Origin of the sequence: Agromyces zhanjiangensis, from assembly GCF_040496055.1 — a bacterium.
GTDB classification, from domain to species: domain Bacteria; phylum Actinomycetota; class Actinomycetes; order Actinomycetales; family Microbacteriaceae; genus Agromyces; species Agromyces zhanjiangensis.
The window spans coordinates 178,752-191,897 of sequence record NZ_JBEPKB010000001.1 but is presented as its reverse complement, the minus strand read 5'-3'; the positions used below and the strand labels follow the sequence as shown (position 1 = coordinate 191,897).

General features: G+C 71.6%; 12 protein-coding genes. 8 read left to right on the top strand and 4 right to left on the bottom strand.

Annotation, left to right across the window (positions count from 1 at the left end; translation table 11 throughout):
• Positions 1-24 precede the first annotated feature (24 nt).
• From ABME02_RS00880 to ABME02_RS00855, 6 genes are all read left to right on the top strand, one after another.
• On the top strand, positions 25-1,047 hold the full coding sequence (locus ABME02_RS00880; protein WP_353813373.1) for a LacI family DNA-binding transcriptional regulator: 1,023 nt from the start codon (positions 25-27) through the stop codon (positions 1,045-1,047).
• A 151-nt stretch (positions 1,048-1,198) separates the two neighbouring features.
• Positions 1,199-2,491 carry an ABC transporter substrate-binding protein gene (locus ABME02_RS00875; protein ID WP_353813372.1) on the top strand — a complete coding sequence of 431 codons (1,293 nt, stop codon included), beginning with the start codon at positions 1,199-1,201 and terminating at the stop codon, positions 2,489-2,491.
• A 109-nt stretch (positions 2,492-2,600) separates the two neighbouring features.
• Positions 2,601-3,605, top strand: coding sequence for a carbohydrate ABC transporter permease (locus ABME02_RS00870; RefSeq protein ID WP_353813371.1), 1,005 nt, complete (start codon positions 2,601-2,603; stop codon positions 3,603-3,605).
• The gene (locus ABME02_RS00865; protein ID WP_353813370.1) at positions 3,602-4,576 is read left to right on the top strand and encodes a carbohydrate ABC transporter permease; all 975 of its coding nucleotides are present in this window, start codon (positions 3,602-3,604) and stop codon (positions 4,574-4,576) included. Before ABME02_RS00870 ends, ABME02_RS00865 begins: the two co-directional genes overlap by 4 nt.
• Positions 4,576-6,723 (top strand): alpha-xylosidase, encoded by a 2,148-nt coding sequence (gene yicI, locus ABME02_RS00860; RefSeq protein WP_353813369.1) that lies wholly within the window; start codon positions 4,576-4,578, stop codon positions 6,721-6,723. Before ABME02_RS00865 ends, yicI begins: the two co-directional genes overlap by 1 nt.
• 36 nt (positions 6,724-6,759) lie before the next feature.
• Complete coding sequence (locus tag ABME02_RS00855; RefSeq protein WP_353813368.1) at positions 6,760-7,806, top strand: LacI family DNA-binding transcriptional regulator; 1,047 nt, start codon at positions 6,760-6,762, stop codon at positions 7,804-7,806.
• Between the two features lie 13 nt (positions 7,807-7,819).
• Here the strand turns inward: ABME02_RS00855 and mdlC are convergent, their stop codons facing one another.
• The 4 genes from mdlC to ABME02_RS00835 form a co-directional block, all read right to left on the bottom strand.
• Complete coding sequence (gene mdlC / locus ABME02_RS00850; RefSeq protein ID WP_353813367.1) at positions 7,820-9,451, bottom strand: benzoylformate decarboxylase; 1,632 nt, start codon at positions 9,449-9,451, stop codon at positions 7,820-7,822.
• Between the two features lie 89 nt (positions 9,452-9,540).
• Positions 9,541-9,906: a DUF2255 family protein gene (locus tag ABME02_RS00845; protein WP_353813366.1), complete on the bottom strand. Its 366-nt coding sequence runs from the start codon at positions 9,904-9,906 to the stop codon at positions 9,541-9,543.
• Between the two features lie 130 nt (positions 9,907-10,036).
• The gene (locus ABME02_RS00840) at positions 10,037-10,771 is read right to left on the bottom strand and encodes a response regulator (protein WP_353813365.1); all 735 of its coding nucleotides are present in this window, start codon (positions 10,769-10,771) and stop codon (positions 10,037-10,039) included.
• Positions 10,768-11,910 (bottom strand): sensor histidine kinase, encoded by a 1,143-nt coding sequence (locus ABME02_RS00835; protein ID WP_353813364.1) that lies wholly within the window; start codon positions 11,908-11,910, stop codon positions 10,768-10,770. Before ABME02_RS00835 ends, ABME02_RS00840 begins: the two co-directional genes overlap by 4 nt.
• Before the next feature lie 171 nt (positions 11,911-12,081).
• Here ABME02_RS00835 and ABME02_RS00830 point away from each other — a divergent pair, with 171 nt between their 5' ends.
• Positions 12,082-12,780, top strand: coding sequence for a hypothetical protein (locus ABME02_RS00830; RefSeq protein WP_353813363.1), 699 nt, complete (start codon positions 12,082-12,084; stop codon positions 12,778-12,780).
• A gap of 71 nt (positions 12,781-12,851) precedes the next feature.
• Complete coding sequence (locus ABME02_RS00825; RefSeq protein WP_353813362.1) at positions 12,852-13,136, top strand: hypothetical protein; 285 nt, start codon at positions 12,852-12,854, stop codon at positions 13,134-13,136.
• Positions 13,137-13,146 lie beyond the last annotated feature (10 nt).

Here is a 13,146-nt window from a genome sequence, read left to right as displayed (position 1 = left end):
ACGCTTCGAGACGATGGAGTCGACATGGCGAAGATCCATGAGGTGGCCGAGGCCGCCGGCGTGTCCATCAGCACCGTGTCGTACGCGCTGAGCGGCAAGCGATCGATCTCGCCCGACACCCGTCGGCGCATCGAGGAGGCGGCGCTCGCGCTCGACTACCGGCCGAACGCCGGTGCTCGCATGCTCGCCGGTCGCCGGACGCAGATCTTCGCGCTCACCGAGCCGTTCCGAGCCGACACCCATGCGCCCGCGCACATGGCGTTCGTGCTCGCGACCTCCATCGCCGCACGCCGGTACGAGTACGACATCCTGCTCCTCACGGAGGAGGAGGCGTCGGCCGGCATGCGCCGGGTCGCGTCGAGCGGGCTCGCCGACGGCGTGCTCGTGCTCGACGTCGCACCCGACGACGAGCGCGTCGACCTGGCCCGGCGCATCGCGCTGCCCACCGTGTTCATCGGCGTGCCCGACGACCACGAGGGCCTCGTCTGCGTCGACCTCGACTTCGAGGCCGCCGCGGCGCTGGCGGTCGATCGACTGGCCGACCTGGGCCACCGGTCGATCGGCTTCGTCGGGCACCCGCCGACCGCGTACGAGATGTCGAACTTCCCGCCGCGCGTGCGCCGCGGGCTCGAGGCCCGTGCCGCCGAGCGGGGCCTGGACTGCACCACCGTCCTGCCCGAGGCCGACGGCCCGCGCCGCTCGCCGGTCCGCGACGCCGTTCGCGGCCTCGTCGAGGCGGGCGCGACCGCGCTCGTGCTGCACTGCGACGACGCGAGCCATGCGGTCGCGCTCGACGAACTCGCGACGCTCGGCCGTCGCGTGCCCGAGGACGTGTCCGTCGTCTCCGTCGGAGCGACCTTCGACACGTCCGCCTTCCATCCGCCGATCGACTCCGTCCCGCTCGTGCCGAGCGCGTCGTGCGAGCTCGCCGTCGAGCTCGCCATGCGCATGGTCGACGGTGGCGAGGTCCCGGCGGCCGTCCACCTGATCGCCCCCGAGTACCGGGCGCACGGCTCGACCGCGCCGCCCCCGGGCGCCTCCGACTGACGAGCCCACCTCGGCCACGCGGCATCCGTTCGCTCGTCATCGAAGCGCTTCGACAGCTCGTTTCGACCCGACCCGACACCCACCACCACCGCACACCCCCGGCACCCACCATCCCCGCCGGGAACCGCACCACCCACACCAGGAGGTAGCAATGAAGCACACCAGAACCCTCGCCGTCGCGGCCTCGGTCGCCGTCGCGGCCCTCGCCCTCAGCGGCTGCTCCGGCAGCGACGCGGGGGGCGACGAGAACGTCCTCCGCCTCTGGCACTACGAGGGCGCCGACTCGGCCATGGGCATCGCCTGGGCCGAGGCGATCGAGGTCTTCGAGGAGGAGACCGGAGCGACGGTCGAGTTCGAGGAGAAGAGCTTCGAGCAGATCCGCTCGACGGCCAGCCAGGTGCTGAACTCCGACGAGGCGCCCGACCTGCTCGAGTACAACAAGGGCAACGCGACCGCGGGCCTGCTCTCGAGCGAGGGCCTGCTCACGCCGCTCGACGACGTCGTCGACGAGTACGGCTGGGGCGACCGGCTGGCGCCCGCGCTCCAGACGACCGCGAAGTACGACGAGGACGGCGTCATGGGCTCGGGCAGCTGGTACGGCGTGCCCAACTACGGCGAGTTCGTGCAGGTCTACTACAACAAGGACGCGTTCGCCGAGGCCGGCGTCGAGGTGCCGACCACGCTCGCCGAGTTCGAGGACGTGATGGCGACGTTCGCCGACCAGGGTGTCACCCCGCTCGCCGAGTCCGCCGCCGAGTACCCGCTCGGCCAGCTCTGGTACCAGCTCGCGCTGAGCGAGGCCGACCGGCAGTTCGTCGACGACTACCAGCTCTACGAGAACCCGATCGACTGGTCGGGCGACGAGATCTCGACCGCGACCGAGACCGTGAAGGACTGGGTCGACGCGGGCTACATCTCGACGGATGCCTCCGGCCTCAAGGCCGAGGACGCCGGCGTGGGCTTCATCAGCGGGGACGCCCCGATCTTCTACTCCGGCAGCTGGTGGTACGGCCGCTTCGTGAACGAGATCACCGACTTCGAGTGGGGCACGTTCCTCTTCCCCGAGGCCGAGCTGTCGCCGGGATCCGCGGGCAACATGTGGGTCGTGCCCGAGCGGGCGAAGAACAAGGAACTCGCCTACGAGTTCATCGACATCACGATGCGCCCCGAGATCCAGGCGCTGCTCGGCAACAACGGCGGCGTGCCCGTCGCGGCCGACGAGGCCGACATCACCGACGAGAAGTCGCAGGAGCTCATCGCGAACTTCAACGCGCTGAACGACATGGACGGCATCTCGTTCTACCCCGACTGGCCCACGCCGACCTTCTACGACGAGCTGAACGCCGGGCTCCAGGAGCTCGTCAACGGCACCAAGTCCCCGTCCGAGGTGCAGCAGCAGCTCGGTGAGCAGTACCAGTCGGGCGTCGACGACATCGTCGGCTGACCGGCTCGGATGCCGCGGCGAGTGCGTGCGCCGCGGCATCCGCCCCTCGGGGCAACGCCCCGTCCCGGGCCGCAGCGCGGCCCGCCCGGACCACCGGAAGGAACCACCCATGTCAGCCCTCGACACCAGGGCCGCCACGACGATCGAGGCGACGGATGCCGCAGGCGGCCGCCGCAGGTCGCGTCGCCCCGCCGGGCCGGCGGACGGCCTGATCCCCGGCGCCCGCCGCGGCACCTACTGGCTCTACCTCGTGCCCGGCCTCGCGCTCCTCGCCGTGATCGTCGTCGTCCCGCTCGTCTGGAACGTCTACCTCACGTTCACCGAGTACCGCGGCATCCGCCCGCCCGAGTGGATCGGCCTCGAGAACTGGGTCGAGCTCATGGGCGATCGCGTCTTCTGGACGAGCTTCGGCAACTCGATCGCGATGATCCTCGCCATGGTCATCGCGCCGACGCTCCTCGGCCTGCTGCTCGCGGCGATGCTGTTCGACCTGATCGGCCGCAAGTTCGGCGGCCGGCTCGCGAGCTTCCTGCGCGCGACGTACTACCTGCCGCAGATCCTGCCCGCCGTGATCGCGGCGATCGTCATCGGCTGGATCCTCCGACCGCAGAACGGCGCGCTCAACCAGGTGCTCGAGGCGATCGGCCTCGGCGACCTCGCCCACAACTGGCTGGGCAGCCCCGACACCGCGCTGCCGAGCCTCATGGTCATCATGGTCTGGGTCCAGCTCGGCTACCCGATCGTCATCTTCATGGCCGCGCTGCAGCGGGTCGATCCCGAACTGTACGAGGCCGCCGAGCTCGACGGGGCGAACTGGTTCCAGCGGTTCCGCGCGATCACCCTCGGCATGATCCGCCCCGAGATCTTCGTCGTCACCCTGACCTGCACGATCGCGGCGCTGAAGGTGTTCGGTCCCGTCTACGCCCTCACCGGCGGCGGGCCGGGCACCTCGACGATCGTGCCCGCGTACTACGCGTACAGCGAGTTCTTCCAGTCTCAGCAGGTCGGGTACGGCGCCACGATCGCGACCGCGCTCACGGTCGTGATCGCCGCGGTCAGCGTGCTGTTCATCCTCGCCCAGCACCGCTTGGAGAAGAAGGAGGCCGAGCGATGAGCACCATCATCGAGGAGCTCGACCCCGAGCGCCGCGACGTCGAACTGCCGACGGATGCCGCGCCCGACCCCAGCACCGGGCGAGCGCGCCGGCCGCGCCGCCGGGTGCCGAACACGGGCCGCCGCTCGCGCCGGGGCCGTGGCCCGAACCGCCGGAAGCCGGGCGACTGGCTCGTGCTCGTCGTCGCGATCGTGCTCGGCTTCTTCATCGCCGTGCCGTTCCTGCTGATCCTGGTCAATTCGTTCAAGTCGCCGGCCGACTACAACACGTCGGGCCCGCTGGCCCTGCCGACCGAGTTCTACGTCGACGGCATCGTCGCGTTCTGGGAGCGCGTGAACTTCCCCGAGAAGCTCTGGAACTCCGTGTTCATCTCGGGCCTCGTCGCTGTGTTCGCGGTGCTCATCTCGATGTTCAACGCGTTCGCGCTCGGCATCGGACGCGTGAAGGGCCGGCTCTGGATCGTCGTGCTCATCCTGCTGGCGAACATGCTGCCGCAGGAGGTGCTGCTCTACCCGCTGTACTTCATGTTCAAGGAGGCGGGGCTGTACGACAGCCAATGGGCGGTCATCATCATCTTCACGGTGATCCAGTCGGCGTTCGGCACGTACCTGCTCGCCTCGGTGTACGGCACGTTCCCGAAGGAGCTGCTCGAGGCCGCGTCGCTCGACGGCGCCTCGCGCTGGCAGATCCTCTGGCGCGTGGTCTACCCGATCTCGCGACCGACGCTGTCGGTGCTGCTCATCTTCTTCTTCATCTGGACGTGGAACGAGTTCCTGATCCCGCTGACGTTCCTCGTGTCGAACGCGACCCAGACGGTGCCCGTGGCCATCACGGTGCTGCAGGGCGACCGGCTCATGGACGTCACCACGACGAGCGCGTCGGCCCTGCTCGGGCTCATCCCGACGCTCGTCTTCTTCCTCATCTTCCAGCGCACCCTCACGAGGGGCATCACGGCAGGGGCGGTCAAGTAATGAAGTTCACCGACGGGTTCTGGCACGTGCGCCCCGGCGTCGAGGCGCTGTACGCGCAGGAGGCGCGCGACCTCGCGGTCGAGCGCGGGGCGGACGGCCGCGACGAGCTGGTCGTCTGGGCGCCCACGCGGGTGATCACCGCGCGCGGCGACACCCTCAACCGGCCCATGCTGACGGTCTCGCTCGCGAGCGTCGCGGAGGGCGTGATCCGGGTGCGGGTCGAGCACCACTGCGGCACGCCGCGCGACGTGGGGTTCGAGATCGCGACGGATGACGCCTACCGCGCGCAGCTCGAGATCGACGACGACGGCGGAGAGGTCGACGCGGGCTCGCTTCGCGCCCGGGTCCGCCGCGGCGCCCCGTGGGAGCTGACGTTCGAGGATGCCGCGGGCACGACGCTCACGAGCAGCGGCCACAAGTCGGTCGGGTACCTGAAGCTCGCGCCGGGGGCTCCCGTCGCGGCCGAGCCGACGGGCGTGACGGGCATCACGATGACGGGCCTCGCCGAGGCGTCCGCCTACCTGCACACCCAGCTCTCGCTCGGCGTCGGCGAGCTCGTCTACGGGCTCGGCGAGCGGTTCGGGCCGCTCGTGAAGAACGGCCAGACGGTCGACATCTGGAACGCCGACGGCGGCACGTCGAGCGAGCAGTCGTACAAGAACGTGCCGTTCTACCTCACGAACCGCGGCTACGGCGTGCTCGTGAACCACGCGGGCCACGTCTCGTTCGAGGTCGGCTCGGAGGCCGTCGAGCAGGTGCAGTTCTCGGTCGCGGGGGAGTGCCTGGAGTACTTCGTCATCGCCGGCCCGACGCCGGCCGACGTGCTCGACCGCTACACGCGCTTGACGGGCCGTCCGGCGCGCGTGCCCGACTGGTCGTACGGCCTGTGGCTCTCGACGAGCTTCACGACCGACTACGACGAGGCGACGGTGAACGCCTTCATCGACGGCATGGCCGAGCGCGACATCCCGCTCGAGGTGTTCCACTTCGACTGCTTCTGGATGCGCGAGTTCCACTGGACCGACTTCCAGTGGGACCCCGCCGTCTTCCCCGACCCCGAGGGGATGCTCGGCCGGCTGCACGATCGAGGCCTCCGGGTGAGCGCCTGGCTCAATCCCTACATCGCGCAGCGGTCGCAGCTGTTCCGTGAGGGGCTCGAGCACGGCTACCTCGTGCGGCGAGCGGATGGCTCGGTGTGGCAGTGGGACCTCTGGCAGGCGGGCATGGCGCTCGTCGACTTCACGAACCCCGAGGCGACGCGATGGTTCCAGGAACACCTGCGGGGTCTCATCGCGCAGGGCGTCGACGCGATCAAGACCGACTTCGGCGAGCGGATCCCGATCGACGTGGTCTGGCACGACGGAAGCGACCCGGAGGCGATGCACCACCGGTACACCGACCTGTACAACCGGGCCGTCTTCGACGTGCTCGAGGCGGAGCGCGGCGCCGGTGAGGCGGTGCTCTTCGCGCGCTCGGCGACGGCCGGCGGCCAGTCGATGCCCGTGCACTGGGGCGGCGACAACTCCTCGACGTTCACGTCGATGGCCGAGAGCCTCCGCGGGGGACTCTCGCTCGCGCTCACCGGGTTCGGCTACTGGAGCCACGACATCGGCGGGTTCGAGGGCAGCCCCGACCCCGCGGTCTTCAAGCGGTGGCTCGCATTCGGCCTGCTCTCGAGCCACTCGCGGCTCCACGGGTCGACGAGCTATCGCGTGCCGTGGGCGTTCGACGCGGGCGACGAGGCGCCGGGACAGAGCGCAGTCGAGGTCGCCCGCACCTTCGCGACGCTGAAGGCCTCGCTGCGCCCGTACCTCGTCGCGGCCGGCGAGGAGGCGCACCGGAGCGGCACGCCGATCATGCGGCCCATGCAGCTCGCGTTCCCGGGCGACCCAGCGGTGGCCCACCTCGACCGTCAGTACCTGCTCGGCCCCGACCTGCTCGTCGCGCCGGTGTTCTCGGCGACGGGCGAGGTCGAGTTCTACCTGCCCGGCGGGCGCTGGACGAACTGGTTCACGCGCGAGGTCGTCGAGGGCGGCGGATGGCGCCGCGAGCGCCACGGGTTCGACACGGTCCCGCTGTGGATCCGGGGCGGCGCGGTCATCCCGGTGGTCGGCGACGACGGCGCGGTCGGCGAGGTGCGCGGCTGAGTGCTTTCCGTAAGTTTCGAGACTAGGATTCGAAACATGACAACGGATGCCGCGCCCGAGCGCGTCACGCTCGCCGACATCGCCGCCGAGGCGGGCGTCTCGCTCGCGACGATCTCGAAGGTGCTGAACGGCCGGTCGGACGTCGCGGCCGCGACCCGCGCGCGCGTCGAGCACGTGCTCGCCGAGCGCGGGTACCGACGTCGCGGGGGCGGGCGCTCGGAGGCGCGCGCCGAACTCATCGAGCTCGTCTTCCACGAGCTCGACCCGATCTGGTCGATGGAGGTCATCGACGGCGTCGAGTCGGTGGCGAAGGAGCACGGGCTGAGCGTCGTGCTGACCGTGAGCGGCACCCGCCACTCGCCCGACCCCGACTGGGTCGAGGGCGTCATGCGTCGGCGGCCCGTCGGAGTCGTGCTCGTCTTCAGCGACCTGGCGCCCGAGTACCACGAGCAGCTCCACTCGCGTGCCATCCCGTTCGTCATCGTCGACCCCGCCGGCGACCCGTCGCCCGACGTGCCGTCGGTCGGCTCGGCGAACTGGTCAGGCGGCCTGGCCGCGACGCGGCACCTCATCGAGCTCGGCCACCGGCGGGTCGCCGCGATCACCGGACCGGGCGACATGATGTGCTCGCTCGCGCGCATCGACGGCTACCGTTCCGCGATGAACTCGGCCGGGCTCCCGGTCGACGAGGAGTGGATCCGCTTCGGCGACTTCCACGTGTCCGGCGGCCGCGACCGGGCCCGCGAGCTCCTCGATCGCGACGACCGTCCGACGGCGATCTTCGCCGGCAGCGACATGCAGGCGCTCGGCGTGCTCGAGGCCGCGCGCGAGCGCGGCATCCGCGTACCCGAGGACCTCTCGGTCGTCGGGTACGACGACATCCCGCTCGCGCGCTGGCTCACGCCCAAGCTCACGACCGTCCACCAGCCGCTGCGGCGCATGGGGGAGGAGGCGGCACGCCTCGCCATCCGCCTCGCCGAGGAGCCGCTCGATCCGGGCGCGCCGACGCCGCGCATGGACCTCGCGACGAGCCTCGTCGTGCGCGACAGCACGGCGGCGCCGGCCGCAGCGATCACGAGGTGACCGCCGCCGCGCGTCAGAGCAGCGACGGCACCGTCGGCGTGACCGGGACGACGATGACCGAGGTGCCGCCGTGCTCGAGCGCGTGCGCGAGCGCCGAGCGCACCTCGTCGTCCGTCCCGGCCTCGACGCCGCGGCATCCGTAGCCCTTCGCCAGCGAGACGATGTCGAGCCCCGGGATCTCGAGGCCCGGCACGCCGGGGGTCTCCTCGAGTTCCGCGAACGACTTGAGGATCGCGTACTCGCCGTTGCGAGGCACGACGACGATCAGGTGCGCATCGTGCTGCGCCGCCGTCCAGAGCGCCTGGATGGAGTACTGCAGCGAGCCGTCGCCCATCACGGCGAGCACCGGGCGGTTGCGACCGGTCCTGCGCTCCGCGAGCGCGATGCCCACGGAGGCCGGCAGGTTCCACCCGAGGCTGCCCGAGGCGAACGTGAAGAACGTGTCCGGGACCTCGACAGGCCACGCGGCGTGGAGCTCGGCGAGGTTCGACGGGGACTCCTCGACGAGCACGGTGTCGGGCGGAGTCGCATCCCTGAGGATGCGGAACAGCTGCAGCGGGGTGAGGACGCCCTCGGGCGCCTCCTGCTCGGCGTCCGCGGAGACCGGGGTCGGCGCCATCCGGTGCGGCAGCATCTCGACCGTGCGCATCGGCGCCGGGCGGGCCTCGATGATCTCCGTCAGCGCCTGCATCGCGAGCAGCGGATCGCCGATCAGGCTGTCGCCGACCGGAGCCTTCGCGGTCTCCGCCGGATCGTCCGAGACGTGCAGGAGCTGGAGGCCGTCGGGAAGGTACGACCCAGCGACGTACGGGTAGTAGCGGAAGACGGGCGCGCCGATCACGATCGCGACGTCGTGCCCGGCGAGCTTCTCGGCGAGCGGGCCGATCGCGAACGGCAGGCCGCCCGCGTACAGCGGGTGGTGCTCGGGGAACGGTGCCCGCTCCGAAGCCGGTGCCGCCCAGACCGTGGCGTTCAGCCGTTCGGCGAGCGTGACGGCCTGGTCCCACCCCTGTTCGCGGGCGACCGAGGCGCCGAGGATCAGGGCCGGATGCTCCGCCGACGACAGACGGACCGCGAACTCCGCGATGCGCGCCGGATCGGGCGCGATCCGGTTCGCGACGCGGCGGACGACCGCGGGACCGTCGGCCTCCCGATCCCAGTCGTCCAGCGGGATCGAGAGGAAGACCGGGCCCTGCGGCGGCTGGGTCGCGATCGCGTACGCCCGCATGAAGGCGGCCGGGACGTCACCGGCCCGCACCGGCTCGTAGCTCCACTTGACCCACGGCTTGGGCAGCACCGACGGCTCGATGTTCGTCAGCCACGGCTCCATCAGCAGCATGTCGCGCGTCTGGTTGCCTGCCGTCACGATGAGCGGCGTGCGGTTCATGAACGCGGTCAGGATGTTCGACATCCCGTTCGACAGGCCCGCCGACGTGTGCACGTTGACGAGCGTCGGCGCGCGCGTCGCCTGCGCGAACCCGTCGGCCGCACCGACGGCGGCGGCCTCGGCGAGCGTCTGCACGTAGGTGAAGTCGGACGGGAAGTCCTTGAGGAAGGTCTCCTCGGTCGAGCCCGGATTGCCGAAGACGGTCCTCAGGCCCAGGTCGCGGAACAGTTGGAACGTCGCTTCTCGTACGGTGACCACGTCGCCTCGCCCCCTCGGCATCCCCGGCGCACACCCTGCCAGAGCGGCCCGGATGCCGCAACGGCACGAGGGCCCGCGGGGCGGCCCGATCAGCGCGGCTCGACGCGCAGCGTCGTCTCGGTGGCCGGGCTCGTGATCATCGCCTGCGTCGCACTGCCGTTGCCGTACTTCGCGAGGTAGGCGGCGTCGATCTCCGCGTCCTTGGAGGCGTCGGGCACGAACGAGACGTCGACCGTCCTGCCGCCCCAGGTGATCGCGCCCTCGTCGTGTCGCCTGGCGGCTCGATACCACCGGCCGTCCGGCCCCTTGTACGAGCGCAGGTACAGTGCGCCGTCGACCACGACGCCCCAGACGGTCGTCGGGGTCGGGAGCGAGCCGTCCGTGCGTCGTCCCGCCACGCGGATCTCCGAGGTGCGCTCGAGCGAATCGAGGTCGCCGGGGTTCCATGCGATCATCGCGGCATCCTCTCGGTCGGCGCGCCTGCGCGGTCGCGCGCGGCGCTGTCGTGGACCACGGTAGGCGCATCCGGCGGCGGGAGGGGTGCCCTGCCGGTACGTGCCTCGCGCACGTCCGCCGCCCGCCGGGTCAGTCGCGGCGCGGGACGCCTCCGGTCAGTCCGGCCTCGTACGCGATGATCACCGCGTGCACGCGGTCACGCGCGCCGAGCTTCGCCAGCAGCCGACCCACGTGCGTCTTCACCGTCGTCTCCGAGATGAACAGGTCGGCGGCGATCTCGCCGTTCGTGCGCCCCTGGGCGACGAGCGCGAGCACGTCGCGTTCGCGGTCCGTGAGCGCGGCGACGAGGTGCGCCGGGGCGGAGGCCGCATCCGGCCGGGGCCGCGCCATGAACGTCTCGATCATCCGCCGGGTGACGCTCGGCGCGAGGAGGGATTCGCCCTCGTGCACGGCGCGCACGCCCGCGACGAGGAGCTCGGCCTGCACGTCCTTCAGCAGGAACCCGCTCGCACCGGCCTGCAGCGCGTCGTAGACGTACTCGTCGAGGTCGAAGGTCGTGAGCATGACGACGCGGACGGCGCTCCCGTGCTCCGCGACGATGCGGCGCGTCGCCTCGATGCCGTCGACGCGCGGCATCCGCACGTCCATGAGCACGACGTCCGGTCGGAGGTCGCGCGTCGCCTCGACCGCCTGCTCGCCGTCGGCGACCTCGCCGACGACCTCCAGGTCGGGCTCGATCTCGAGGATCATCCGGAAGCCGGTGCGGACCAGCGCCTGGTCGTCGACGACGAGCACGCGGACGGCGTCGCCACGAGCGTCGTCGGCGCCCGGTGACGGATGCCTCGACGGCGTGGATCCGGTCATGCGGCCTCCAACGGCAACTCGGCCAGCAGCTCGAATCCACCGCCGTCGTGCGGGCGGGCGAACAGCGATCCGCCGTACAGCGCCACGCGCTCGCGCAGGCCCGCGAGGCCGCTTCCGCCCGCGTCCGAGTGCGTGACCTCCGTGTCGGGCCCCGTGCCGTCGTCGATCACCCGAAGACGCAGTGCGGCGTCGCCGTACTCGACGTCCACGCGCGCCGCGGAGGCGCCGCCAGCATGTCGCAGCGCGTTCGTCAGGCCCTCCTGCACGAGCCGGTACGCGGTCACGTCGAGCGCGGCGGGGAGCTCGCGCGCCTCGCCCGTCACCGACACCGAGACCGGGAGCCCGGCCGCGGTCACGCGTTCGGCCAGCCGATCGAGGTCGCCGAGTCCCGGCGCCGGTTCGCGGTCGGCGGCCTCGTCGGTCCGCAGCACGCCGACGAGCCGGCGCATCTCGGTGAGCGCCTCACGGCCGGCGGACTCCACCGCCTCCAGCGCGGTCCGCTCGACCTGCTGGTCGGCCGTGAGTCGTCGGCGCACCGCCGCGGCCTGGACGGTCATCACCGAGAGGCTGTGGCCGACGACGTCGTGGAGCTCGCGTGCGATGCGGTTGCGCTCCTCCGCGATCGCGCGGGACTCCCGTTGCGCGAGCGCCGCGCGCCGCTGCTCCCGGGCCTGCACCGTGGCGCGGACGAGCGCCCCGACGAGCCAGGCGATCACCCATGGGGCGAGCCATACGACGGTGTCGAGCATGTCCGCGAAGGTCGCGTTCAGCGGGTCGAACCACGACCAGCCGAACCAGAGCACCACGCCGAGCGCGACGCCGAGCAACGACCGGGGCATCGTCTCGAGCCGTCCGACCGTGTAGATGGCGACGAGCGGCGCCAGCAGCACCGCGTTGCCCTCGGGCGAACCGACGATCGCGAATTCGACGAGGTACACCCCGATCACGCCGGCGAGCACGCCGAGCGGGTGAGCCCGTCGGAACACGAGCAGGGCGGCGGCCAAGCCGAATGCGAGTGAACGGGCCCATTCCGGCCCGACCGCGTTCGTCGTGCCGATGCCGGCCCAGACATCCAGCTGCGCGACCAGGCACACGATCGCGGCGATCGCGATGTCGATGGCCCCGGTCCTCGCCTGCACGAGGGGATGGTACGCCCGGCAGCGCACCGAGGGCATCCTCCCGTGGCAGGACACGCCGGTTCGTCCCGTGGTCCACCCGCTTCGTGCCGGGGCGCGACGCCGCGGCATCCGGTCGACCGTACGGTCGGCGCCGACCGCACGTCATCGCACCAGCATCGGAGGAGATCGACCATGAGCGAACGCACCACGACCGTCGCACCCGACGCGGCCACCGCCGCGGCGGGGCCCGCCGCCCCACCCGTCTCAGCCCGCCGTGCCCGCCTGATCGCCGTCATCGCCTGGGCGATGGCCGCGTTCGGCACGGTCGCCGGCCAGCTGCACGCGCTGAGCCGCGTCGCCGCGCACCCCGAGGACCTCGAGTCGCCTCTGGTGGCGGCGTGGACGCCGCCCGCGATCGATGCCCTCCGCCCACTGCTCGACTGGGGCGACCCGACGCTCGTCTACTGGACCTACGGCAAGATCTGGCTGCCGGTCGGACTCGCGTTCCTGGCTGCGGCGATCCTCGCGTATCGCGTCCGCGGGCCGTTCGGCGCCGAGCGGGTGCTCTGGCGCGTGCAGCTCGGCGCGTACGGGCTGCTCGTGCTCGCGCTCGCCGGGGACTACTACACGCCGTGGACCGACATGTTCTTCCTGGTCGGACTCACCGCCTTCGCGGTCATCGGGCTCGGCGGCATCCCGCTCGGCATCGTGCTCCTGCGGCGGGGGTTCCGTCCGCGGACGACCGCGTGGTTGCTGATCGCGATGCTGCCGTTCTTCTTCGTCATCACCGAGATCACCTCGATGGGCAGCGCCATGCTCCCGCTGATGTGGGGATGGGCGCTCGCGGCGGAGTCGGTGGCGCGGCGCGCGGCCGCGGCATCCGTCGCGTGATGCACCGCGGGGCGCCCGGGATCGTCCCGGGCGCCCTGCCTGCAGCGGGGCCGGCGTCGTAGAGTCGAGCCATGGGGGAGAACACATTGCACGCTGTCGCGCGGCCGCACCTGAGCGACACCGCGCAGAACTCGGGATGGTCCATCGCGGTGACGGCCGGTGACGGGCGGGTGCTCGACGTCGAGGTCGTGCATCCGAGGGACATCGGCGCGGACGGAGACGAGGCGGCGATCCGTTCGAAGCTCGCGACGCACTACGACGTCTCGGACCTCGAGTTCGCACGCGGGCTCGAGGACACCGACGACGGACTGCGCGAGCCCGTGATCCGGATCACCGGGCTGCGCACCGCGTCCTAGCCGTCGGCCG

Excerpts from the sequence above, each read along its gene's own strand:
- ABME02_RS00880 (WP_353813373.1), top strand. The coding sequence starts at position 25 with ATGGCGAAGATCCATGAGGTGGCCGAGGCCGCCGGCGTGTCCATCAGC.
- ABME02_RS00875 (WP_353813372.1), top strand. The coding sequence starts at position 1,199 with ATGAAGCACACCAGAACCCTCGCCGTCGCGGCCTCGGTCGCCGTCGCG.
- ABME02_RS00870 (WP_353813371.1), top strand. The coding sequence starts at position 2,601 with ATGTCAGCCCTCGACACCAGGGCCGCCACGACGATCGAGGCGACGGAT.
- ABME02_RS00865 (WP_353813370.1), top strand. The coding sequence starts at position 3,602 with ATGAGCACCATCATCGAGGAGCTCGACCCCGAGCGCCGCGACGTCGAA.
- yicI (WP_353813369.1), top strand. The coding sequence starts at position 4,576 with ATGAAGTTCACCGACGGGTTCTGGCACGTGCGCCCCGGCGTCGAGGCG.
- ABME02_RS00855 (WP_353813368.1), top strand. The coding sequence starts at position 6,760 with ATGACAACGGATGCCGCGCCCGAGCGCGTCACGCTCGCCGACATCGCC.
- ABME02_RS00845 (WP_353813366.1), bottom strand. The coding sequence starts at position 9,906 with ATGATCGCATGGAACCCCGGCGACCTCGATTCGCTCGAGCGCACCTCG.
- ABME02_RS00840 (WP_353813365.1), bottom strand. The coding sequence starts at position 10,771 with ATGACCGGATCCACGCCGTCGAGGCATCCGTCACCGGGCGCCGACGAC.
- ABME02_RS00830 (WP_353813363.1), top strand. The coding sequence starts at position 12,082 with ATGAGCGAACGCACCACGACCGTCGCACCCGACGCGGCCACCGCCGCG.
- ABME02_RS00825 (WP_353813362.1), top strand. The coding sequence starts at position 12,852 with ATGGGGGAGAACACATTGCACGCTGTCGCGCGGCCGCACCTGAGCGAC.